Origin of the sequence: Curtobacterium sp. ODYSSEY 48 V2 (assembly GCF_023712625.1) — a bacterium.
Lineage (GTDB): Bacteria > Actinomycetota > Actinomycetes > Actinomycetales > Microbacteriaceae > Curtobacterium.
Window position 1 is genome coordinate 1 of the sequence record NZ_JAMAXX010000011.1, and the last position, 20,115, is coordinate 20,115.

Annotated in this window: 20 protein-coding genes and 1 rRNA gene; 16 read left to right on the plus strand and 5 right to left on the minus strand. The window is 73.0% G+C overall.

What is annotated here, in order from left to right; genetic code table 11:
• Positions 1-5 precede the first annotated feature (5 nt).
• The 11 genes from rrf to M3666_RS15180 all read left to right on the plus strand — a co-directional run bounded on the left by rrf (position 6) and on the right by M3666_RS15180 (position 11,245).
• Positions 6-122, plus strand: a 5S ribosomal RNA gene (gene rrf / locus M3666_RS15130).
• 1,322 nt (positions 123-1,444) lie between these two features.
• Positions 1,445-2,185 (plus strand): hypothetical protein, encoded by a 741-nt coding sequence (locus M3666_RS17190; RefSeq protein WP_251155662.1) that lies wholly within the window; start codon positions 1,445-1,447, stop codon positions 2,183-2,185.
• A gap of 25 nt (positions 2,186-2,210) precedes the next feature.
• Entirely contained in the window at positions 2,211-3,188 is a 978-nt protein-coding gene (locus M3666_RS15140) for an HAD-IIA family hydrolase (RefSeq protein WP_251155663.1), read from the plus strand.
• A gap of 10 nt (positions 3,189-3,198) precedes the next feature.
• Positions 3,199-3,495, plus strand: a complete 297-nt coding sequence (locus M3666_RS15145; protein ID WP_251155664.1) for a hypothetical protein — start codon at positions 3,199-3,201, stop codon at positions 3,493-3,495.
• A complete protein-coding gene (locus M3666_RS15150; RefSeq protein ID WP_251155665.1) occupies positions 3,482-4,327 on the plus strand; it encodes a TlyA family RNA methyltransferase in 846 nt (281 codons plus the stop codon). The genes M3666_RS15145 and M3666_RS15150 overlap by 14 nt, the downstream gene beginning before the upstream one ends.
• On the plus strand, positions 4,324-5,247 hold the full coding sequence (locus M3666_RS15155) for an NAD kinase (protein WP_066656388.1): 924 nt from the start codon (positions 4,324-4,326) through the stop codon (positions 5,245-5,247). The genes M3666_RS15150 and M3666_RS15155 overlap by 4 nt, the downstream gene beginning before the upstream one ends.
• Positions 5,244-6,938, plus strand: a complete 1,695-nt coding sequence (recN, locus tag M3666_RS15160) for a DNA repair protein RecN (RefSeq protein ID WP_251155666.1) — start codon at positions 5,244-5,246, stop codon at positions 6,936-6,938. Before M3666_RS15155 ends, recN begins: the two co-directional genes overlap by 4 nt.
• A 212-nt stretch (positions 6,939-7,150) precedes the next feature.
• Positions 7,151-8,872, plus strand: a complete 1,722-nt coding sequence (locus tag M3666_RS15165) for a CTP synthase (protein WP_066656378.1) — start codon at positions 7,151-7,153, stop codon at positions 8,870-8,872.
• 114 nt (positions 8,873-8,986) lie between these two features.
• Positions 8,987-9,616 carry an NUDIX hydrolase gene (locus tag M3666_RS15170; protein WP_251155667.1) on the plus strand — a complete coding sequence of 210 codons (630 nt, stop codon included), beginning with the start codon at positions 8,987-8,989 and terminating at the stop codon, positions 9,614-9,616.
• A complete protein-coding gene (locus tag M3666_RS15175; RefSeq protein WP_308301857.1) occupies positions 9,613-10,212 on the plus strand; it encodes a DUF1349 domain-containing protein in 600 nt (199 codons plus the stop codon). Before M3666_RS15170 ends, M3666_RS15175 begins: the two co-directional genes overlap by 4 nt.
• Positions 10,213-10,252: 40 nt before the next feature.
• Entirely contained in the window at positions 10,253-11,245 is a 993-nt protein-coding gene (locus M3666_RS15180) for a site-specific tyrosine recombinase XerD (RefSeq protein ID WP_251155739.1), read from the plus strand.
• Between the two features lie 400 nt (positions 11,246-11,645).
• On the opposite strand, the gene M3666_RS15185 is transcribed toward M3666_RS15180, so the two are convergent.
• Entirely contained in the window at positions 11,646-12,089 is a 444-nt protein-coding gene (locus tag M3666_RS15185) for a DUF2510 domain-containing protein (protein WP_066656369.1), read from the minus strand.
• Positions 12,090-12,218: 129 nt separating this feature from the next.
• Between M3666_RS15185 and M3666_RS15190 the strand changes: the two genes are divergently transcribed.
• Positions 12,219-12,698 (plus strand): ASCH domain-containing protein, encoded by a 480-nt coding sequence (locus tag M3666_RS15190; protein WP_374109596.1) that lies wholly within the window; start codon positions 12,219-12,221, stop codon positions 12,696-12,698.
• Between the two features lie 15 nt (positions 12,699-12,713).
• On the opposite strand, the gene M3666_RS15195 is transcribed toward M3666_RS15190, so the two are convergent.
• Entirely contained in the window at positions 12,714-13,745 is a 1,032-nt protein-coding gene (locus M3666_RS15195) for an LLM class flavin-dependent oxidoreductase (protein ID WP_285841436.1), read from the minus strand.
• Between the two features lie 56 nt (positions 13,746-13,801).
• Here M3666_RS15195 and M3666_RS15200 point away from each other — a divergent pair, with 56 nt between their 5' ends.
• Positions 13,802-14,134: a TraR/DksA C4-type zinc finger protein gene (locus tag M3666_RS15200; protein ID WP_251155669.1), complete on the plus strand. Its 333-nt coding sequence runs from the start codon at positions 13,802-13,804 to the stop codon at positions 14,132-14,134.
• A gap of 262 nt (positions 14,135-14,396) precedes the next feature.
• A complete protein-coding gene (locus M3666_RS15205; RefSeq protein ID WP_235426374.1) occupies positions 14,397-14,864 on the plus strand; it encodes a TIGR02611 family protein in 468 nt (155 codons plus the stop codon).
• A 13-nt stretch (positions 14,865-14,877) separates the two neighbouring features.
• Here M3666_RS15205 and M3666_RS15210 read toward each other — a convergent pair whose 3' ends face one another.
• A complete protein-coding gene (locus M3666_RS15210; protein WP_066656361.1) occupies positions 14,878-16,128 on the minus strand; it encodes an MFS transporter in 1,251 nt (416 codons plus the stop codon).
• Between the two features lie 106 nt (positions 16,129-16,234).
• On the opposite strand from M3666_RS15210, the gene M3666_RS15215 reads away from it, so the two are divergent.
• Positions 16,235-16,612, plus strand: coding sequence for a helix-turn-helix transcriptional regulator (locus M3666_RS15215; protein ID WP_251155670.1), 378 nt, complete (start codon positions 16,235-16,237; stop codon positions 16,610-16,612).
• The gene (locus tag M3666_RS15220; protein WP_374109594.1) at positions 16,609-18,243 is read left to right on the plus strand and encodes a methyltransferase; all 1,635 of its coding nucleotides are present in this window, start codon (positions 16,609-16,611) and stop codon (positions 18,241-18,243) included. Before M3666_RS15215 ends, M3666_RS15220 begins: the two co-directional genes overlap by 4 nt.
• A gap of 108 nt (positions 18,244-18,351) precedes the next feature.
• Here the strand turns inward: M3666_RS15220 and M3666_RS15225 are convergent, their stop codons facing one another.
• Both M3666_RS15225 and M3666_RS15230 read right to left on the minus strand, forming a co-directional pair.
• A complete protein-coding gene (locus tag M3666_RS15225) occupies positions 18,352-19,218 on the minus strand; it encodes an NAD(P)-dependent oxidoreductase (RefSeq protein WP_066658693.1) in 867 nt (288 codons plus the stop codon).
• A 198-nt stretch (positions 19,219-19,416) separates the two neighbouring features.
• A complete protein-coding gene (locus M3666_RS15230) occupies positions 19,417-20,019 on the minus strand; it encodes a TetR/AcrR family transcriptional regulator (protein ID WP_209685936.1) in 603 nt (200 codons plus the stop codon).
• Positions 20,020-20,115: the final 96 nt, after the last annotated feature.

Sequence of the window (20,115 nt, forward strand, 5' to 3'; positions counted from 1 at the left end):
AGTGTTCCGGTGGTCATAGCGAGAGGGAAACGCCCGGTCACATTCCGAACCCGGAAGCTAAGCCTCTCAGCGCCGATGGTACTGCAAGGGGGACCTTGTGGGAGAGTAGGACGCCGCCGGACTCAACGTAAGTGATGTGGCCATCGGCCCTCCATCGAGAACTCGTAGGGGAGACCCTCGTTCTCATGGAGGCCGGTGGCCACATCTGTTTCCGCCGTAGGTCGCTCGACTCGCGGTCCGGTTCGTGATGGACTGGACCCGCAGTGAGCACGGACGACCGTGCGGTACCCCCCACAACGACACAGCGGACGACCGCCCGGCGTATTCGAGCACGGGCACGCGATGAGGAGCAACGGTGGCGAACGACGACGAGCAGCAGCGCAACGACCGGGATCGCGGGGAGCGGCGCGAGGGCAGCCGCTGGTCGTCCGGGCCGCGCGACTTCGAGCGTCGCGAGGGGGATCGTGCGCGACGGGACGGTGACCGTCCAGTCCGCGACGCCGGCCGGAACGGTCGCGACGACCGTCGGGGCTTCCGCGAGGGCGACCGGTCGTTCGGTGATGGTGGCCGTCGGCCGGCTCGGCAGGGTGACCGCGACGGTACGGGGCGTCCGCCCCGCGGTGACGGTCCTCGAGGCGCTGACCGCCCGGCCCGTGATGGTGACCGCCGTCCGTTCCGTGGCGGCGACGACCGTCGGCCGCAGCGTGATGGTGATCGTCCTTTCCGTGGTCGCGATGACCGAGCGCACTTCCGTGGTGGCGACGACCGTCGTCCGCAGCGTGACGGTGGCGACCGTCGGCCGCAGCGGGATGGTGATCGTCCTTTCCGTGGTCGCGATGACCGCGCGCCCTTCCGTGGTGGCGACGACCGTCGTCCGCAGCGTGACGGTGGCGACCGTGGTCCGCAGCGTGATGGTGATCGTCCCTTCCGCGGTCGCAATGACCGCGCGCCTTTCCGCGGTGGCGACGACCGTCGTCCGGCGCGTGACGGTGGCGACCGTCGTCCATTCCGTGTTGGTGATGACCGTCGTCCGGCGCGTGACGGTGGCGAGCGCCGTCCGTTCCGTGGTGGCGATGACCGCCGTCCGCAGCGTGACGGTGATGACCGCCGTCCGTTCCGTGGTGGCGATGATCGTCGTCCGCAGCGTGACGGTGGTGAGCGTCGTCCGTTCCGCGGTGCCGACGACCGCCCGCGCCGCGACGACGACCGGGGCGACCGCCCTCGGTTCGGCGACGGCTCCCGTCATGCCGGCGCACGCTTCGGCGAGGCTGCCCGTGACGACTGGGAGGACCGTGACCCGTACGGCACGCGTTCCGTCCGTCCGCGACACGAGGACCCCGAGATCGACGAGAGCGTCTCGCCGCGGGACCTCGACCCGGCTGCCCGCGCCGAGCTCAAGACGCTCAGCAAGGACAACGCCGAGTGGGTCGCGAAGCACCTCGTCATGGCGGCGCTGCTCGTCGACGAGGACCCGGAGACGGCCAACCTGCACGCGCTGAGCGCTGCGCGTCGGGCCGGTCGTGTGGCGGTCGTCCGCGAGACCGCGGCGATCACCGCGTACCGGACGGGCGACTTCGCCACGGCGCTCCGTGAGCTGCGCACCTACCGTCGCATCTCCGGCAAGAACGACCAGCTGCCGATGATGGTCGACTGCGAGCGGGGTCTCGGACGTCCGGAGCGGGCGCTCGAGCTCGGCCGGTCGGTCGACCGTGCCGCGCTGGACACGGCGGTGCAGGTGGAGCTCGCGATCGCGATGTCCGGTGCCCGGATCGACCTGGGCAACCCGACGGCCGCGCTCGGCGAGCTCGAGATCCCGCAGCTCGACCCGACCACGGCGTACAGCTGGTCGCCGGCCCTCTACAGTGCTTACGCGGCCACGCTCGAGGAGCTCGGCCGCCAGGACGAGGCCGACGAGTGGTGGGCGCGGGTCGACCGGGCTGCCGCCGCCCTGGCCGAGATCGCCGACGAGAACGCATGGGAGACTGTCGATGTGGTCGAGGAAGAAGTCGAAGGACACGACGAGCACGACGCCGTCGTCGGTGACGAGTCCGTCGCCGGTGACGAGCACGGGACCGGAGCGCTCGACGACACCGACCAGCTCGGCGGCGACGTCGACCCCGACGACGACCTCGGCGAGATCGACGACGACAACCCCCGCGACGTCGACGGCTCCGCAGCCGACTGACGTCCCGAGGCCGCCGACGGACGGTGTGGACGTCGTCCTCACCGACCTCGACGGTGTCGTGTACCGCGGACGCAACGCGATCCCGCACGCTGTCGAGGCCCTGACACGGGCGTCGCTGACGGCTCGGGTCGGCTACATCACGAACAACGCCTCTCGTCGGCCGTCCGACGTCGCGGAGCACCTGGAGGGCTACGGCCTCGAGGTGACCGCCGACGACGTCGTGACCTCGTCGCAGGCGGGCGTGCGGCTGCTCGAGACACTGGTGCCGGCCGGGTCCACCGTGCTGGTCACCGGCGGCCTCGGGCTGACGAGCATCGTCGAGGAGGCGGGCTTCACCGTGACGACGAGCGCCGACGACGCTCCGGCAGCGGTCATCCAGGGGTTCTCGCCGGACCTCGGGTGGACGCACCTGGCCGAGGCCTCCTTCGCCCTCGCCGATCCGGACGTGCCGTGGGTGGCGACGAACATGGACTGGTCGATCCCGGTCGAGCGTGGCATCGCGCCCGGCAACGGCACGCTCGTGTCCGCGGTGCACCAGGCCGTCGGGCGGATGCCGGTGGTGGCGGGCAAGCCGGAGCGACCGATCTTCGACGCCGCGATCGCCCGCTTCGGCGGCGAGCACCCGCTGTTCATCGGCGACCGGCTCGACACGGACATCAAGGGCGCGAACGACGCCGGCATCCCGAGCGTGCTCGTGCTGACGGGCATCGACCAGGCGAAGCAGGTGCTCGCGTCCGACCAGCGCTCGCGTCCGACGTACGTCCTGCAGGACCTCCGTGGGCTGTCCGAGCCGTACCCGGTGACGGTGCGGCGGCAGGACCCGGACGGCACCCGGTACGTCACGGTCGGCGACGCCACGGTCGCGATGCACGGGCACGTCGTCCGGGTGCTCGACAGCGGGACCCCGATCGACCTGCTCCGCGCCGGAGCGGCGCTGATCTGGGAGTCCGGACTGGCGATCTACGGCCTCGACGTCGACCCGAAGCTGTACGGCGGCGAGTAGCGTGACCGACGTGCCCCACCCGCAGCAGCCGCCCGAGCAGGAGCAGGGCGAGCAGCAGCAGCCGGGCGAGCGACAGCCGGGCGAGCACCGACTGCCCGCGCAGCAGCCGGATGGCTTCGCGGAACGCACCGCGGCTGCCGAGGCGCTGCCCCTGCCCGAGCGCGCCGACGCCTTCGCCGCGCTGCACGACGATCTGCGCACCCGCCTCGAGAGCGGCCAGGCACCGCAGGGGCACAGCTCGGGTCGCGCTGCCGGCGCCACGCAGGTGTGGGGGAGCGGACGAGGAGACGGCGGTGCCGGTGCCTGAGCACGACGAGGAGCGCCCGGTCCGGTTGGACGCCCTGCTCGCCGCCCGCGGGCTGGTCAGGTCACGGACCGCCGCGGCGAAGCTGGTCCAGGCCGGCCGCGTGACGGTCGGGGGCACGGCGGTCGTGAAGCCGTCGGCCCCGGTCGCGCCGGACGCCGAGCTCGTCGTCGACACCGAGGACGAGTGGGTGTCGCGTGCGGCGCGGAAGCTCGTCCGTGCCCTCGAGGCCTTCGACGTCGACCCGAGCGGGCGCGTCGTGCTCGACGTCGGCGCGTCCACGGGCGGGTTCACACAGGTGCTGCTCCACCACGGAGCCGCCCGCGTCGTCGCCCTCGACGTCGGGCACGGTCAGCTCGACCCGGTGGTCGCCATCGACGAGCGGGTGCGTGTGGTCGAGGGGTGCAACGCCCGTGACCTCACGCCGGACACCTACGCGGCGCTCGACGACGCAGCGCCCCGCACGAGCCTGGTCGTCGGGGACCTGTCCTTCATCTCCCTGCGCATCGTCCTGCCCGTGCTGGCGGCCGCCGTGCCCGCGGACGACTTCGTGCTGCTCGTGAAGCCGCAGTTCGAGGTCGGCCGTGGTGGTGTGCGCGAGGGCATCGTGCGCGACCCCGCCCTGCGGAACGACGCGCTCATGAACGTGCTCTGGTCGGCGTGGGACGCGGGCCTCGGGACGGTCGGGCTGACCGCATCGCCGATCGTCGGCACGCACGGCAACCACGAGTACCTCGCGCACTTCCAGCGTGGTGTCGGGGGTCATCCGGCAGGATGGGGGAACCCGACAGCGTGGATCGGTCGGGCCACCGAACTCACCGAAGGGGCTGCATGAGCGACGACGACCGGCACATCCTGCTCGTCTCCCACACGGGCCGACAGGACTCCATCGACGCCGCCGTCGAGGTCTGCGACCTGCTGCACGCCGCCGGACTCACCCCGGTGATGCCGTTCGACGAGTACGCCGACGTCCGACGGGCGGAGGCCTCGGTCGGCCAGGTCGACATCCTGGGTGTCGACGTGCAGGCCGACGCCCTCGAGATCGTCATCGTCCTCGGCGGGGACGGCACGATCCTCCGTGCCGCCGAACTCGTGCGGGGGACGCGCGCCCCGATCGTGGGCGTGAACCTCGGACACGTCGGCTTCCTGGCCGAGAGCGAGCGCGACGGGCTGCGGGCCACGGTCGAGCGTGCCCTGGTCGGCGACTACAAGGTCGAGGAGCGTGTGACGCTCCAGGTCGACGTGGTCGTCGGGCACGAGGTCGTCTACTCCTCGTGGGCGCTGAACGAGGCGACGATCGAGAAGGCCTCCCGCGAGCGCATGCTCGAGGTCGTCACCGAGGTGGACGGTCGGCCGCTGTCGTCCTTCGGCTGCGACGGCGTCGTCGTCGCCACCCCGACCGGGTCCACGGCCTACTCGTTCTCCGGCGGCGGCCCGATCGTCTGGCCGGACGTCGACGCCCTGCTCATGGTGCCGCTCAGCGCGCACGCCCTGTTCTCGCGTCCGATCGTCGTCGGGCCGGACTGCACCCTCGCGATCGAGGTCCTCCGGCGCACGAGCGGCGTCGGTGTCCTGTGGTGCGACGGCCGTCGCACCCACGACCTGCCGCCGGGTGCCCGGGTCGAGGTCCGTCGATCGCCCGACCCCGTCCGGGTCGCCCGGCTGAAGGACGCTCCGTTCACCGACCGGCTGGTCGCCAAGTTCCAGTTGCCCGTCGCGGGTTGGCGCGGTCCGGCGACCGAGGACGACGCATGATCGAGGAGATCGTCATCTCCGACCTCGGCGTCATCGGCGAGACCACGCTCGAGCTCGGACCCGGCTTCACCGTCGTCACCGGCGAGACCGGTGCGGGCAAGACCATGATCGTCACGGCGCTCGGGCTGCTGCTCGGTGCCCGGGCGGATGCCGGCTCCGTGCGCCGCGGCGCCTCCAGCGCGGTGGTCGAGGGGCGTTGGCACGTCCCGGACAACGCCGCCGTCGCGGAGCGTGTCGAGGACGCGGGCGGGACCGTCGAGGACGGCGAGCTCATCCTGACCCGCACGGTCTCGGCGGAGGGCCGCAGCCGTGCGACGGTCGGTGGCCGCAGTGCCCCGGTCGCGGTGCTCGGCGAGCTCGCCGACCAGCTGGTGACCGTGCACGGGCAGTCGGACCAGATCCGCCTGACGTCGGCCTCGGCGCAGCGCGCCGCCCTCGACGGCTTCGGCGGCAGGGCCGTGCAGCGGGCACTCGGTGCCTACGTCGCCGCCTACGACACCTGGCAGGCGCACGCCGGCGAGCTGGAGACGCTCGTGCGGGACCGCGACGACCGCGTCGCCGAGGCCGAACGCATCCGCGCCGCGTCGGACGAGATCGAGTCGGTCGACCCGCAGCCCGGCGAGGACGTCGAGCTCGCCGAACGCGCCGAACGCCTCGGCAACCTCGAGGAGCTCCGCCTGGCCGCCGGCACCGCCCACGAGGCACTGTCCAGCGAGTCCCTCGACGGGGTCGCCGACGTCGTCGGACTGGTCGAGGCGGCACGCCGGGCCGTCGAGCGCGTCGCCGGGTCCGACCCGGCCCTCCAGCCCGTGCTCGAGCAGCTGACCGAACTCGGGATCCAGGCCTCGGACGCATCCGCCGGCCTGTCCAGCTACCTCGGCTCGTTGGAGCCGGACGCCGGGCACGACCTCGAGCTCGTCAACGAACGCCGGGCACTCCTGGCGAACCTGACGCGCAAGTACGGCGAGACGGTCGACGACGTGATCGCGTACGGCCAGCGGGCGAGCGACCGGTTGCTGGAGCTGGACGGTGACGACGACCGCATCGTCGCGCTGCAGCAGAGCGTCGAGCAGGACGAGCAGGCCCTCGCGCAGACGGCCGCTGCGCTGACCGCGGCCCGCACGAAGGCCGCGGGCGACCTTGCGAAGCGGGTCACCGCGGAACTCCGGACGCTGGCGATGGCCGGCGCGACCCTGGTGGTCGAGGTCACCGACGGCGGCGAGTACCGCCGGCACGGGCGCGACCAGGTCGCGATCCTGCTCCAGCCGCACTCCGGCACCGACCCCCGCCCGATCGGCAAGGGCGCGTCCGGCGGCGAGCTCTCGCGCGTGATGCTCGCGATCGAGGTCGTCATGGCCGGCAGCACGACCGTCCCGACCTTCGTGTTCGACGAGGTCGACGCCGGCGTCGGCGGAGCCGCGGCGATCGAGATCGGTCGGCGGCTCGCGAAGCTCGCCGAGCGGACGCAGGTCATCGTCGTCACGCACCTCGCCCAGGTCGCCGCGTTCGCGAACAACCACCTCAACGTCGTCAAGGACGCCAGCGGCGCCGTGACCTCGTCGAGCGTGCGCCGGCTCGAGGGCGAGGACCGGCTCCAGGAGATGGCCCGCCTGCTCTCCGGCCTGGGCGACAGCGCGAGCGGCATCGAGCACGCGCGCGAGCTCCTCGACGTCGCCGGCCAGCGCGCCTAGCCAACGGTCCGGCCTGGAGGCACGCCCCGCCCCGTCCCTCCGCCCTCGTCCGCAACACGCAACGAAGGCGGCTCCGCGCAGCGGTACAGCGCTGCGCACAGTCGCCGACGTTGCGTCCTGCGGGGACGGCGGGGGTGACCGGTCGGCGGGCGCAACGCCCGCGGCGAACGCGGGTCGCGCCTCCCGGCAGTTCTGACGTACGATGGAACCCCGTGGCGGACACTCTCAGCGGCGGAACCAATTCTTCGACCTCGACCCCGAAGGTCACGAAGCAGATCTTCGTGACCGGCGGGGTCGTCTCGTCCCTCGGCAAGGGCCTGACGGCGGCCAGCCTCGGCAACCTGCTCACGGCGCGCGGCCTCAAGGTCGTCATGCAGAAGCTCGACCCGTACCTCAACGTGGACCCGGGCACCATGAACCCGTTCCAGCACGGCGAGGTCTTCGTGACCGACGACGGTGCCGAGACGGACCTCGACATCGGGCACTACGAGCGCTTCCTCGACATCAACCTGTCGCAGGCCGCGAACGTCACGACCGGTCAGGTGTACTCCAGCGTGATCGCCAAGGAGCGTCGCGGCGAGTACCTCGGCGACACCGTCCAGGTCATCCCGCACATCACCGACGAGATCAAGCGTCGGATGCGCGAGCAGGCCGAGAACGACCCGCAGCCCGACGTCATCATCACCGAGGTCGGCGGCACGGTCGGTGACATCGAGTCCCAGCCGTTCATCGAGTCCGCCCGCCAGGTCCGCCACGAGCTCGGCCGCAACAACGTGTTCTTCGTGCACGTGTCGCTCGTGCCGTTCATGAGCGCCTCGGGCGAGCAGAAGACCAAGCCGACGCAGCACTCCGTCGCCGCGCTCCGCTCGATCGGCATCCAGCCGGACGCCCTCGTGCTCCGCTCGGACCGCCCGGTGTCGGAGTCGAACAAGCGCAAGATCGCCCTCATGTGCGACGTGGACGAGGACGCCGTGGTGAACGCCGTCGACGTCCCCTCGATCTACGACCTGCCGACGCTGCTGCACGACCAGGGTCTCGACCAGGTCATCATCGACGCGCTGAAGCTCGACGCGCACGACGTCGACTGGTCCGCGTGGAACCCGGTCCTCGACGCGGTGCACGAGCCGAAGAAGCACGTCACGATCGCGCTGGTCGGCAAGTACATCGACCTGCCGGACGCCTACCTGTCGGTCACCGAGGCCCTGCGCGCCGGTGGCTTCGCCCACAACGCCAAGGTCACGCTGAAGTGGGTCGTGTCCGACGACTGCACGACGCCCGAGGGTGCCGCGAAGCAGCTCGGTGACGTCGACGGCATCTGCGTCCCCGGCGGGTTCGGTGTCCGCGGCATCGAGGGCAAGCTCGGCGCGCTCAGGTTCGCGCGTGAGCAGGGCATCCCGACGCTCGGCCTGTGCCTCGGCCTGCAGTGCATGGTCATCGAGTACGCCCGCCACGAGGCCGGCCTGACCGACGCGTCGAGCACCGAGTTCGACCCGGAGACCTCGACGCCGGTCATCGCGACCATGGCGGAGCAGGTCGACATCATCGCCGGTGGCGACATGGGCGGCACGATGCGCCTCGGCCTGTACCCGGCGCACTTCACCGACGGGTCGCTCGCGGCCGAGCTCTACGGTGCGTCCGAGGCCTCGGAGCGCCACCGTCACCGCTACGAGGTGAACAACACCTACCGTCAGCAGATCGCGGACGCCGGCCTGGTGTTCTCGGGCACCTCGCCCGACGGCACCCTGGTCGAGTACGTCGAGCTGCCGCGCGACGTGCACCCGTTCTACATCGCCACGCAGGCACACCCGGAGCTGCGCTCGCGTCCGACGAACGCGCACCCGCTGTTCGCCGGGCTGGTGGACGCGGCGATCGCGCGCCACGAGGCGTCCAGCCTGTTCGACCCGGCCGAGGAGTCGGCGGAGGTCGTCGCGTAACGCGCGCTGTCGCTCAACGCGCGTTGTCGCTGACGGGAGGCGCGGTGCCAGCTGGCACCGCGCCTCCCGTCCGTCCCGGGGAGGGCTGACGGAGCCGCGTGCCAGGATGGGCTGGTGACTGCCGCTGACGCACCGATCGCCGACGAACACGCCTCGTACGAGGTCACCGACTCCACCGTCGTGTACGAGGGTGCCGTCTGGGACGTCCGCCGTGACCACGTCGACTACGACGGGCACGACATGGTCCGCGAGTACATCGACCACACGGGCGCCGTCGCCGTCTTCGCGGAGGACGACGAGGGCCGCGTGCTCGTCATCCAGCAGTACCGCCACCCCGTGCAGCTGCGCGACTGGGAGCTGCCGGCCGGGCTCCTCGACCACGAGGGCGAGGACCACCTCACCGCCGCGCAGCGGGAGCTCGGGGAAGAGGCCGACCTCGAGGCGGACCACTGGGAGCCCCTCGTCCGGTACAACACCTCGTCGGGCGGCAGCGACGAGTTCATCCAGGTCTACCGGGCCCGTGGGGTCCGTGCGACGGCGTCCGCGTTCGAGCGTGAGGCCGAGGAGGCGGACATCGTGACCCGATGGGTGCCGCGGGCGGAGCTCGTCGAGGGGATCCTCGCGGGCCGCCTGCAGAACTCGGCGCTCGTCGTCGCGACCCTCGCGGTCGATGCGATCGAGCGGGGCGCGGTCGAGCGCGGCGCGGTCGAGCGGGACGCGGTCGAGCGGGACGCGACGGCGTGACGGCCGACAGCGGGCTCGGTGCCCTGCTGCGGGACGGGCTCTGGACGCACGAGCCCGTCGCCGTCGAACCCGTCGTCGATCGTGCCGCCCTGCTCGTGACCGCGGAGGAGGGCAGCGATGCCTGGCGGACGACCTCGTACGGGTTCGTCCACGACTCGGAGCACGCGCTCCTCCGACCCACCGACGGCGCGTTCGCCGTGGAGGTCTCGTTCGTCCTCGACTTCGCGGAGCAGTTCGACCAGGCCGGGGTGTTCCTGCGGGTCGACGAGCAGGAGTGGGTGAAGGCGGGCGTGGAGTTCTCCGACGGGCTGCCGCAGGTCGGGGCCGTCGTGACGCACGGGACGTCCGACTGGTCCGTCGCGCCCGTGCCGTCCTGGACCGGGCGGGTCGTGACGGTGCGCGCGAGCCGCTCCGGTGACGCCGTGACGGTCCGGGCCTGGGCCGACGGCGAGGAGCCCCGGCTGGTGCGGGTCGCGCACCTCGACCCGGACGCCGTCGTGTCGGCCGGCCTGTTCTGCGCCGCACCAACCCGGGCCGGGCTCACGGTGACCTTCACCGCCTGCCGCTTCGGCGAGCCGGACGCCGGGCTGCACTGACGACCTCCGCAGGGCGGTCCCGCACTAGTTTTGTCGGGTGATCCCCCTCGACCGTGCCACCGACACCTACCTGCGGCACGTCGCCGTCGAGCGGGGACTGTCGCAGCACACGGTGGCGGCCTACCGGCGGGACCTGGCGGTGTTCGCGGAGTGGCTCGCCTCGGCGCCGTCGATCGCGTCCGCGGGTGCGGACCGGGCCGGGGGAGCGGAGGCCCTCGCGGACGTCGCGCGCCTGGCACGAGCGGACGTCGCCGGGTTCGTCACGCACCTGACCTCGCGCCCGGAGCGGCCGCTCGCGCCACGGTCGGTGGCCCGGATGCTCAGCTCGGTGCGGTCCTTCACCGCGTTCGCGGCCGCCGAGGGCTGGCTGCCGCTCGACCCCGCCACGGCCGTCCGGCCACCGAAGGCGCCGTCACGGCTGCCGAAGGCGATCTCGGTGCACGACATGGAGCGACTGCTCGGTGCCGCGGGCTCGGCCGACGACGACCCCGTGCAGCTGCGGGACCGGGCGCTCCTCGAGCTGCTCTACGCCACGGGAGCGCGCATCTCCGAGGCCGTCGGGTTGTCGGTGGACGACGTCGCGACGCTGTCCGGCCCCGAGGACGACGAGGGCGACGGGCTCGCGGTCGTGAAGGTCACCGGCAAGGGGAACAAGCAGCGCATCGTGCCGCTCGGCAGCTTCGCGCGGGCCGCGGTCGACGCCTACCTCGTCCGGGCCCGGCCGGTGTTCGCGGCGCGTGGGCCGTCGACCCCGGCGCTGTTCCTCGGCGCCCGTGGTGCGCGGCTGTCGCGGCAGAGCGCCTGGCTCGTGATCCAGGCGGCGGCGGAGCGGGCCGGACTGGCGGCGCACGTGTCCCCGCACACGTTCCGGCACTCGTTCGCGACGCACCTGCTCGAGGGCGGCGCGGACGTGCGCGTCGTGCAGGAGCTGCTCGGGCACGCGAGCGTCGCGACGACGCAGATCTACACGCTCGTCACGGCCGACATGCTGCGCGACGTGTACCAGACGGCGCACCCGCGGGCGCGGCGGTAGCGCTGCGCCCGGGCGGGGCCGGGGCCGGCCGGGCGGGGCCGGAGGCGGGGTCGGGGTGACGTGCGGCGCGACGTGCTCGGGCACAACCGGAAGCACGTCGCGCCATGGAGAACCGTGGCGCGACGTGTTTCCCGTGGTGCGGCGCGCCGAGCGCCGCGGGCGCGGCGGTAGCGCTGCGCCCGGCCGCCCGGCCGCCCGGCCGGGCGGCCGGGCGGGCAGGGCCGCAGGCAGGGTCGGGGTGACGTGCGGCGCGACGTGCTCGAGCACAACCGGAAGCACGTCGCGCCATGGAGAACCCTGGCGCGACGTGCTTCCCGTGGTGCGGCGCGCGGCGCGCCGAGCGCCGCGCGCCGAGCGCGCGAGCGCCGCGGGCGCGGCGGTAGCGCTGCGCCCGCAGCGCTCAGAACAGGTGGAACTGCGCGGATGCAGCGACCACGCCCGTGGCGACCGCGACCACGAGGGCGCTCGCCGCGGCGCTCCGCCACAGCGCCCGCCAGCCGCCGGTCGCGCCGGGACGCACGATCGCGAGGACGCCCGTGACGACGGCCAGCGTGCTCGCGATGCCGACCGGGTTCCAGACGATCGACACGACCGCGAGCAGGACCGCCACGAGCGCCGCCGCCCCGACCCGCTGCACGGACCCGCCGGACGCCCAGGACCCGGTGCGCACCGCTGCGCCCTCGACGGAGAACGACGGCCCGACCGGTGCGACGACGACCGGTGCGACGGGCTCCTGCCGTGCCGGGAGCACCCGCGTCGCCCCGCCCCACGCGTGGCCGTCCCACCACCGGAGGCGGTGGGCGTCCTGGGGGTCCGGGAACCAGCCGGCGGCCGGCAGCGTCACGGGGTGCTCCTCGCGGGTGCGGTGGATGGTGCACCTCGACGCTACGCAGCCGGGAGGCACGGCCACAGTCCCACAGCGGGTGTCGGCAACAAGGGGGACCGGTCGCACCTGCGCTACGGTCGTGCGGTGATCACCGCCGACGCCGAGACCCTGTCCGCCTTCTGGGCCGCCCGCCGCGACGAGGCACCGGAGCTGCCCGAGGCCGTGCCGGAGGCGTGGGCGTTCGGCGCGACGCCCGACCACGCGGACGGTCTGCTCGACCTGGTGCTCCGCGGGATCAAGGACGGCACGGCGTCGTCGATGTGGGACTACGAGGCGACGGGCGACCCGCTGCCCGAGGTCGGCGAGCTCAGCGTCATCCTCGACGGGAGGGGTGACCCCCGAGCCGTGATCGAGACGACGGACCTGCGGGTCGTCCCGTTCGACCAGGTCGGCGAGGAGCACGCCCGCGCCGAGGGCGAGGGGGACCGCACCCTCGCGCACTGGCGTGCGGTGCACGAGCGCTACTGGCGTGAGCACTCCGAGAACCCGCGCGGGTACGAACCGGACATGCCGGTGCTGTGCGAGCGCTTCCGCCTGCTCTGGCCGGAAGCGCCCGCCGGGGCGTGAGCCGGACGACCCGACCTACGTGGGGACGGTCGCGGCGTCGACCTCGTCCATGACGGCCTTCGTGGCTGCGAGCAGGCGGGCGTTGAAGTCCACGCCGAGCTGGTTCGGCACGGTGACGAGCACGGTGTCGGCAGCCCGGACCGCGGCGTCGGCGGCGAGTTCGGCCACGATCTGCTCCGGCTCCCCGATGTAGGACCGACCGAAGCGGGCGAGCCCGCCGTCGAGGTGCCCGACCTGGTCCTGCCCCTCGACCTGTGCCCGCACGCCGAAGTAGTGCCGCGACTCGTCGTCGGTGATCGGGATGATGCTGCGCGACACCGAGACCCGGGGCGTCCGCTCCCAGCCCATCTCGCGCCACGTCGTCCGGAAGCGCTCGATCTGCTCGGCCTGCAGCTGGTCGAACGGCACGCCGGTGTCCTCGGTGAGCAGGGTCGACGACATGAGGTTCATGCCCTGCTCGGCCGTCCACTCGGCGGTCGCGCGGGTCCCGGCACCCCACCAGATCCGGTCGGGCAGCGAGTCCGACAGCGGGGACACCGACAGCGACCCGGCCGACCCGGTCGTCTGCGGGTTCGCGTGTGCCATCGGCTCGCCGGCGATCGCACGACGGAACACGTCGGTGTGGGAGCGCGCCATGTCGCCGCCGTTGGTGTCGTGCGCCTCGGGCACGTAGCCGAACTGCTGGTACCCGGCGAGGGCGGTCTCGGGTGACCCCCGCGAGACACCGAGCTGCAGTCGGCCTCCCGAGATGAGGTCGGTGGCCGCGGCTTCCTCGGCCATGTAGAGCGGGTTCTCGTAGCGCATGTCGATCACGCCGGTGCCGATCTCGATGCGGCTGGTCCGGGCGGCGATCGCCGAGAGCAGGGGGAACGGCGCCGCCTGCTGCGGAGCGAAGTGGTGCACGCGGAAGTACGCGCCGTCGACGCCCGCTTCCTCGGCCGCGACGGCGAGGTCGATCGCCTGCACGAGGGCCTCGCGGCCGCTGCGGACACGCGAGCCCGGCACGTCGCGCCAGTGCCCGAAGGACAGGAACCCGATCTTCGTCATGCCGATGCGAACGCATGCTGCTGCGGCCGCATTCCGACGCGACTACGGTCGTCGGCATGGACGACCCCCGCACCGCGCTCGCCGACGAACGGCGGCGCAACGCGCGGCTGCTCGCCGACGTCGAGCGCAGCATGCGGGACGTCAGCGACGCGCGCCAGGACGCCAACGCGGACGACGAGCACGACCCCGAGGGGGCGACCCTCGCCTGGGAGCGTGGGTCGCTCGGTGCGGTGCGCGACGACGCCCGGGAACGCATCCGCCTGGTCGACGCCGCGCTCGCGCGGCTCGACGCCGGCACCTACGGGCGGTGCGCCGTCGGCGGCGAGCCGATCCCGGAGGCCCGTCTCGCCGCGGTCCCGTGGGCCGCGACGTGCGTCGCTCACGCGTGACGAGCCTCCAGGCCGACGGGGCCCGCTGACGGGGCTGCGGCCGGCGCGACACGGCCCCGACTGCGCGAGACGCCGCGGGGCGCGCAGAACGCCGTTGCATCCGACGCCGTCGCGACGAGACCGCGGCGTCTCGACGGAACGAGGGCTCCGGTGGGCCGAGGCCCGTGACGGCCGGGAGGCGCGGTGTCCGCCCGTCCCACTGCTCACGTGGCGTGGACCGGTTGCGCCGCCGTTTCCCAGCCGCGCGCCCTAGGTTGCCGCCATGGACGACACCCACGAGCGACCCGACGCGGTCGTGCGTGCCGACACCACGGCTCCCGAGACCGACGCCGACGACCGGCACCACCGCTTCCGGTGGTTCCGTCGGATGCGCGCCTGGATCCACGCGCGGCCGGGGTGGCACCTGTTCTACAAGGTGCTCGTCGGGATCGTCGGCGGACTCGTCGTGGTGATCGGGCTCATCCTCGTGCCGCTGCCCGGTCCGGGGTGGCTCGTGGTCTTCATCGGCCTGACGATCCTGGCGAGCGAGTTCCACTTCTTCCACCGCATCATCACGTGGCTGCGCGCGCAGCTCCACCGCTTCTGGGACTGGGCGAAGGCGCACGGACCGCAGTGGCTGCGGAGGGCGGCCGACCGCGGCAAGGCCGACGTCGACGCGGCGCACGCCGACGCACACCGCAGCACCGGGGTCCGCGCACAGCGACCGAACCGGGCGCGGGCCGGGCACTAGCCCTCGCGCAGCGCTACTCGGCGACGGTCCGGACGGAACCGGTCGCGGTGCGCTCGACGGCCTCGGCGGCGCGCTCCTCGACCCCGGCCGCGCTGCGTGACGCGAGCTGCAGCACGAGGGCGATCGCCGCGGCGAGGACGATGAAGGCGCCGTAGCCGGCGAGCACCGGCACGAAGCCGAACGCCGGTTCGACGAGTCCCGCGACGACGGCGGGTACGCCGAACGCCAGGTAGCTGACGATGTAGACCGACGACAGGAGTCCGGCGCGGTGCGTCGGCGCCGCGGTGGCGAGCAGCATCCGCAGGGGTGCCTGGAAGCCCGCGCCGAAGCCGACGCCCGCGATCGCGCTGCCGACGACGAGCCCGGGCAGCGAGTGCGCGAACACGAACGTCACGGTGACGACCGGGCCGACGATGAGCGCGACGAGCCCGAGGAACAGGCTCCGACGTGTGTCGAGGCGCTGGATGGCGAGACCGGTGAGTCCGCCGACGCCGGTGACGACGGCGATGAGAGCCCCGGCTGCGAAGTGGTCGTGGATGCCGAACACCGCGCCGAGGGCCGACGGCACGAGCGACAGGAACAGCCCGCCCAGTGCCCAGCTGGCGACGAGCGCCCCGGCGACGCCGCGGAAGAGCGCCCGCGACGCCCGCGGGACGGACACGGTCGGGCGGAGGGAGCGGAGTGCACCCGGTCGGCGCGTGACCCGCTCGGGCACGACGACCAGGGCGGCGACGAGCAGCAGCAGGAGCGCACCGAAGAGCACGTAGACGAGCTGCTCCGGTGCCGGGCCCCACTCCACGAGGGCGCCGCTCGACACCGCGCCGGTCGCCAGGGCGAAGGGTGGGACGGCACCGTTCAGCACGCCCGCGAGCGAGGGGAAGCGCTCGAGCGAGTTGTCGATGAGCGCTGCACCGAGGGCGCCGATGAGCAGCCCGACCGCGACGCCCTGCACGATCCGGTCGACCACGAGGGCCGTGAACCCGTCGGCGCCGGTGAACAGCACGAGCGACACGACGAGCAGCAGTCCGCCGGCGACGAGCACGGGCTTCCGGCCGACGTGGTCGGACAGCCGACCGGCGACGAGCATGGTGACGAGGAGTCCGGCGACGTAGATCGCGAACACCCCCGTGAGCATGAGCGGCGTGAGGTCCCACTCGGCGGCGTAGACGGGGTAGATCGGCGACGGGACCGAGGACGAGGCCATCGCCACGAAGAGCATGGCGGCGAGGATCCAGAACCCCGCGACTCCGCGTGCTGACTGCATGGTGGCACCTTCCGGCCGGATCGACTGCTGTACGACAGCATTCGTACAGCAGTGCACCAGTACGACGCAAGTCGTACTACTGCCAGCGCGGTGCTACCGTCGTCGCATGCCCGCCGCGCCCGTGGACTCCGTCGTCGCCCCAGAACGCCTGCCGCAGCCGACCGTCGCCGAGATGGACCTGCCCGTCGTGCTCGACGCACTGAGCGACCCGATCCGGCTGACGATCCTGCACCGCTACCTGGTCGACGCCGCCGGCGGCGTCCGCAGCTGCGGGTGGGTCGGGGTCGACCGACCGAAGTCGACGCTGACGCACCACTTCCGCGTCCTGCGCGAGGCCGGCCTGCTCGAGCAGCACCAGGAGGGACTGACGCGGTCGAGCCGGGTCCGGGTCGAGGACGTGCAGCAGCGCTTCCCCGGGCTCCTCGACCTGGTGGCCGCGTGGAAGGTCCCCGCGACCGTCATGCGCGAGGAGGTCCCCGCGTGACCGGCCGGCCCCGCGGTCCGATCGCCCACGAGCTCCCGACGATCACGACCGTCCCCGCGGTGACGACGGCGCTCGCCGCCGACCTCGACGCCGCGGGCTTCACCGTCGACCGCATCGACGCACTCTGGGGCACCGAGGCCGCCGCATCGCTGCACCGCGGTTCCCGGGTCGCCGCGCTGCGGGCGCTCGCCGCGCGGGACTCCACGCCGCTGACCACGCTCGCGACGCTGTTCGTGCTCGGCCTGCCGGTCGACCGGAGCGATGCCGAGCGGGCGTTCCCGACGGCCGGGCTCGACGCGGTGCTCGCGGCCGGTCTGCTCCGGATCGACGACGACACGGACGACGCCGGTGCTCCCGACGCCGACCACCTCCTGGTCCACCCGACCGTCGACCTGCGGCCCTACGCCTTCGTCGACGACCTCGGCGCCGGCAGCTGGTGGATCGTCTCCGACCTCGGGGAGCTCGCGCTCGGCACCGCACTGGGCGAGGAACACGTGCTCGGCATCGGCGGCGCGACCACCACGCTCTCCGGGCTCCAGGTCCCGGTGCCGGTCCGACGGGTTCTCGACCTCGGGACCGGGTGCGGGATCCAGGCCATGCACGCCCGTCGCTTCGCCGACGAGGTCGTCGCCACGGACATCTCCCGCCGTGCGCTCGACATCGCCCGGTTCAACGCGGCGCTCAACGGCATCGACGGCATCGAGTTCCGGCTCGGGTCGCTGTACGAGCCGGTCGCGGGCGAGCGGTTCGACCGGATCGTGTCGAACCCGCCGTTCGTCATCACCCCGCGTCGCGACGACGTGCCCTCCTACGAGTACCGCGACGGCGGCATGGTCGGCGACGCGCTCGTCGAGACCGTGCTCCGCGGGCTCGCCGACCACCTCGCACCCGGCGGGACCGCGCAGCTGCTCGGCAACTGGGAGTACCGCTGGGGCGTCGACGGGCTCGACCGGGTGCGCTCGTGGTTCGCGGACGCCGAGGACCTCGACCTGTGGGTCGTCGAGCGGGAGCGCGAGGACCCGCCCGCCTACGCCGAGACCTGGATCCGCGACGGCGGCACGAAGCCCGGCACGGACGGGTTCGACCGGCTCGTGGACGCCTGGCTCGACGACTTCGCGACCCGGCGGGTCACCGGGGTCGGTTTCGGGTACGTGGTCGTCCGGCGTGCGTCGGCGTCGGCAACGGAGATCGGTCGGCCGGGAGGTACGGCTCGCCTCCGCCGCACCGAGCGGGTCCCCGAGGCGCTCGGTTCCAACCCCGTGGGGCTCGGCGCGACGGTCGCACGGGTGCTCGACGCCACCGGGTGGCTCGAGGCGCACGACGACGAGGCGCTCGCCGCCGCCCACCTGCGGGTCGCCGGTGACGTGACCGAGGAGCGGCACTACTGGCCCGGGAACGACGACCCGACCGTGATCACGCTCGTGCAGGGCGGTGGGTTCGGCCGTCGGGTGGACGCGGACACGGCGCTCGCCGCGTTCGTGGGTGCCTGCGACGGGGAGCTGTCGGTCGCGGCGATCGTCGGCGCCATCGCGCAGATCACCGGCGTCGACGAGGACGCGCTCGCGGCAGACCTGCTGCCGCGCGTGCGCGACCTGGTGCTGGACGGCCTGCTGCTCGCGCCGACGTCCTGAGGCCGCCCCGCGCCTCCCGTCCGGTCTCCCGCGGAACGCAACTGTGGCGGCTGCTCGCAGCGGTGGAGCGCTGCGAGCAACCGCCGACGTTGCGTCCCGCGGAAACGGTCAGCGCGAGCGGTGGTTCCGCCAGGTGTGCTCGGGGGCGTAGCCGAGGAGCTCGCGGGCCTTCTCGCTCGAGAGCAGGGAGCTCGTGCCGTCGATGTCCGCACGGCGCTCGATGTCCGGCACGAAGCGCTCCACGAGCTCGATCGTCGGGGTGTCCATCACGGTGTCGGGGCTCGCGATGACGAACGCCTCGAACCCGGTGAGCTCGGCCTCGAGCGACCGCCGCACGGCCTGCGCCCCGTCGCGCGAGTCGATGTACGACCACAGGTTGAAGGTCTTCGCCTCGGGGGAGGCGTCCCACGGGAACGACGGGTAGTCGGTCTCGTCCATGACGTTCGAGAAGCGCAGCCCGATCATCTTGAGCTCCGGGTCCCAGCGGGTGAAGTGGCGGGCCATCTCCTCCTCGACCGCCTTGCCGAGCGAGTACGAGGACTGCGGGCGGACCGCGAACTCCTCGTCGACGGGCAGGTACGGCGGGTGGTGCTCGCCCATCGGGATGCCGAGCAGGGTCTCGCTCGACGCCCACACGACGTTCTTGATCCGGGCGACACGGGCGGCGTGGAAGACGTTGATCGACGCGGTCACGTTGTTCGTGATGAGAGCGACGTCGGGCACCTGTCCGGGGGCCGGTACGGCGGCGAGGTGCACCACGGCGTCGACGCGGTCGTAGCGGTCGTCGATGCCCGTGAGCGCCCCGAGCACCTGGCCGTAGTCGCTCAGGTCGATGCGGACGAAGGGCACCCGCTCCGGCTTGTCGGGGGAGGGCACCCGGTCGAGCAGGACCACGTCGTACCCGTGCTCGTCGAGGTCGCGGACGACCGCCCGTCCGAGCTTCCCGCTGCCTCCGGTCACCACAACACGCGTCATCGCGTCACTCCACATCGTCGTCGGACGGCCTGGTCGGCCGGACCCCATCCTGCCGTGCGCGCCCGAGCGGGGACCAGGCACTGGCGGTACCTGTCCGGGCGGCGCAGGCGGTGCAGGCGACGCAGGCGATGCGGCCGACGCGGCCCGGGGCCGGAGCGGTCGAGCGCGGCGGGAGCGCGGCGGGCCGGGGTGCCGGCGTCAGGCCGGGGCGGGCGTGACGGACTGCGCGACCGCGAGCCGTGCGACGAGCTCGACGTGGTCGGCCATGTCCCGCGACGGGTCGTACAGCCACTGGATCTGCATGCCGTCGGAGATCGCCAGGAGCACGCTCGCCAGCTGCTCGGTGTCCACGTCGGAGCGGAGCCGGCCGTCCTGCTGCATGGTGCGGAAGTCCCGGGCGAAGTCGCTCCGGCTGCGCTCGTAGCGCTCGCGGAAGTACTCGTGCGCGGGGTGCTCGTCGTCGGTCGCGGCGGCCGCCGACAGGTTGACGAACATCTGCACGAGGCCCGGGACCTCGGTGTTGTGCCGGACAATCGCCGCGAGGAACGCACCGGGGTCCTCGGCCGCGGTGCCCCAGTCGTGCGCCAGGTCGACCTCGTCGCGGCGACGGAGGATCTCCACCCAGAGGTCGTCCTTCGAGTCGAAGTAGTGCAGCAGCCCGGCCTGGGTGAGCCCGACCGCGTCGGCGATGTCCTTGATGCTCGTGCGCCGGAACCCCTGCTGCGCGACGAGGTCGAGCGCGACCGTGAGGATCTCCTCGCGCTTCGCGATCCCCTTCGCGTACGAACCCCGTCGTGCCATGGCGCGAGCGTACAGCGGGTTCGAGACCCAACAAACCTACTTCCGATAGGTTTTGGGTGCTACGCTGCCCGCAGCCGCCGACGATGGCGCGCGGAG

Excerpts from the sequence above, each read along its gene's own strand:
- recN (WP_251155666.1), top strand. The coding sequence starts at position 5,244 with ATGATCGAGGAGATCGTCATCTCCGACCTCGGCGTCATCGGCGAGACC.
- M3666_RS17190 (WP_251155662.1), top strand. The coding sequence starts at position 1,445 with ATGGCGGCGCTGCTCGTCGACGAGGACCCGGAGACGGCCAACCTGCAC.
- M3666_RS15225 (WP_066658693.1), bottom strand. The coding sequence starts at position 19,218 with ATGACGCGTGTTGTGGTGACCGGAGGCAGCGGGAAGCTCGGACGGGCG.
- M3666_RS15205 (WP_235426374.1), top strand. The coding sequence starts at position 14,397 with ATGGACGACACCCACGAGCGACCCGACGCGGTCGTGCGTGCCGACACC.
- M3666_RS15155 (WP_066656388.1), top strand. The coding sequence starts at position 4,324 with ATGAGCGACGACGACCGGCACATCCTGCTCGTCTCCCACACGGGCCGA.
- M3666_RS15195 (WP_285841436.1), bottom strand. The coding sequence starts at position 13,745 with ATGACGAAGATCGGGTTCCTGTCCTTCGGGCACTGGCGCGACGTGCCG.
- M3666_RS15215 (WP_251155670.1), top strand. The coding sequence starts at position 16,235 with ATGCCCGCCGCGCCCGTGGACTCCGTCGTCGCCCCAGAACGCCTGCCG.
- M3666_RS15230 (WP_209685936.1), bottom strand. The coding sequence starts at position 20,019 with ATGGCACGACGGGGTTCGTACGCGAAGGGGATCGCGAAGCGCGAGGAG.
- M3666_RS15210 (WP_066656361.1), bottom strand. The coding sequence starts at position 16,128 with ATGCAGTCAGCACGCGGAGTCGCGGGGTTCTGGATCCTCGCCGCCATG.
- M3666_RS15200 (WP_251155669.1), top strand. The coding sequence starts at position 13,802 with ATGGACGACCCCCGCACCGCGCTCGCCGACGAACGGCGGCGCAACGCG.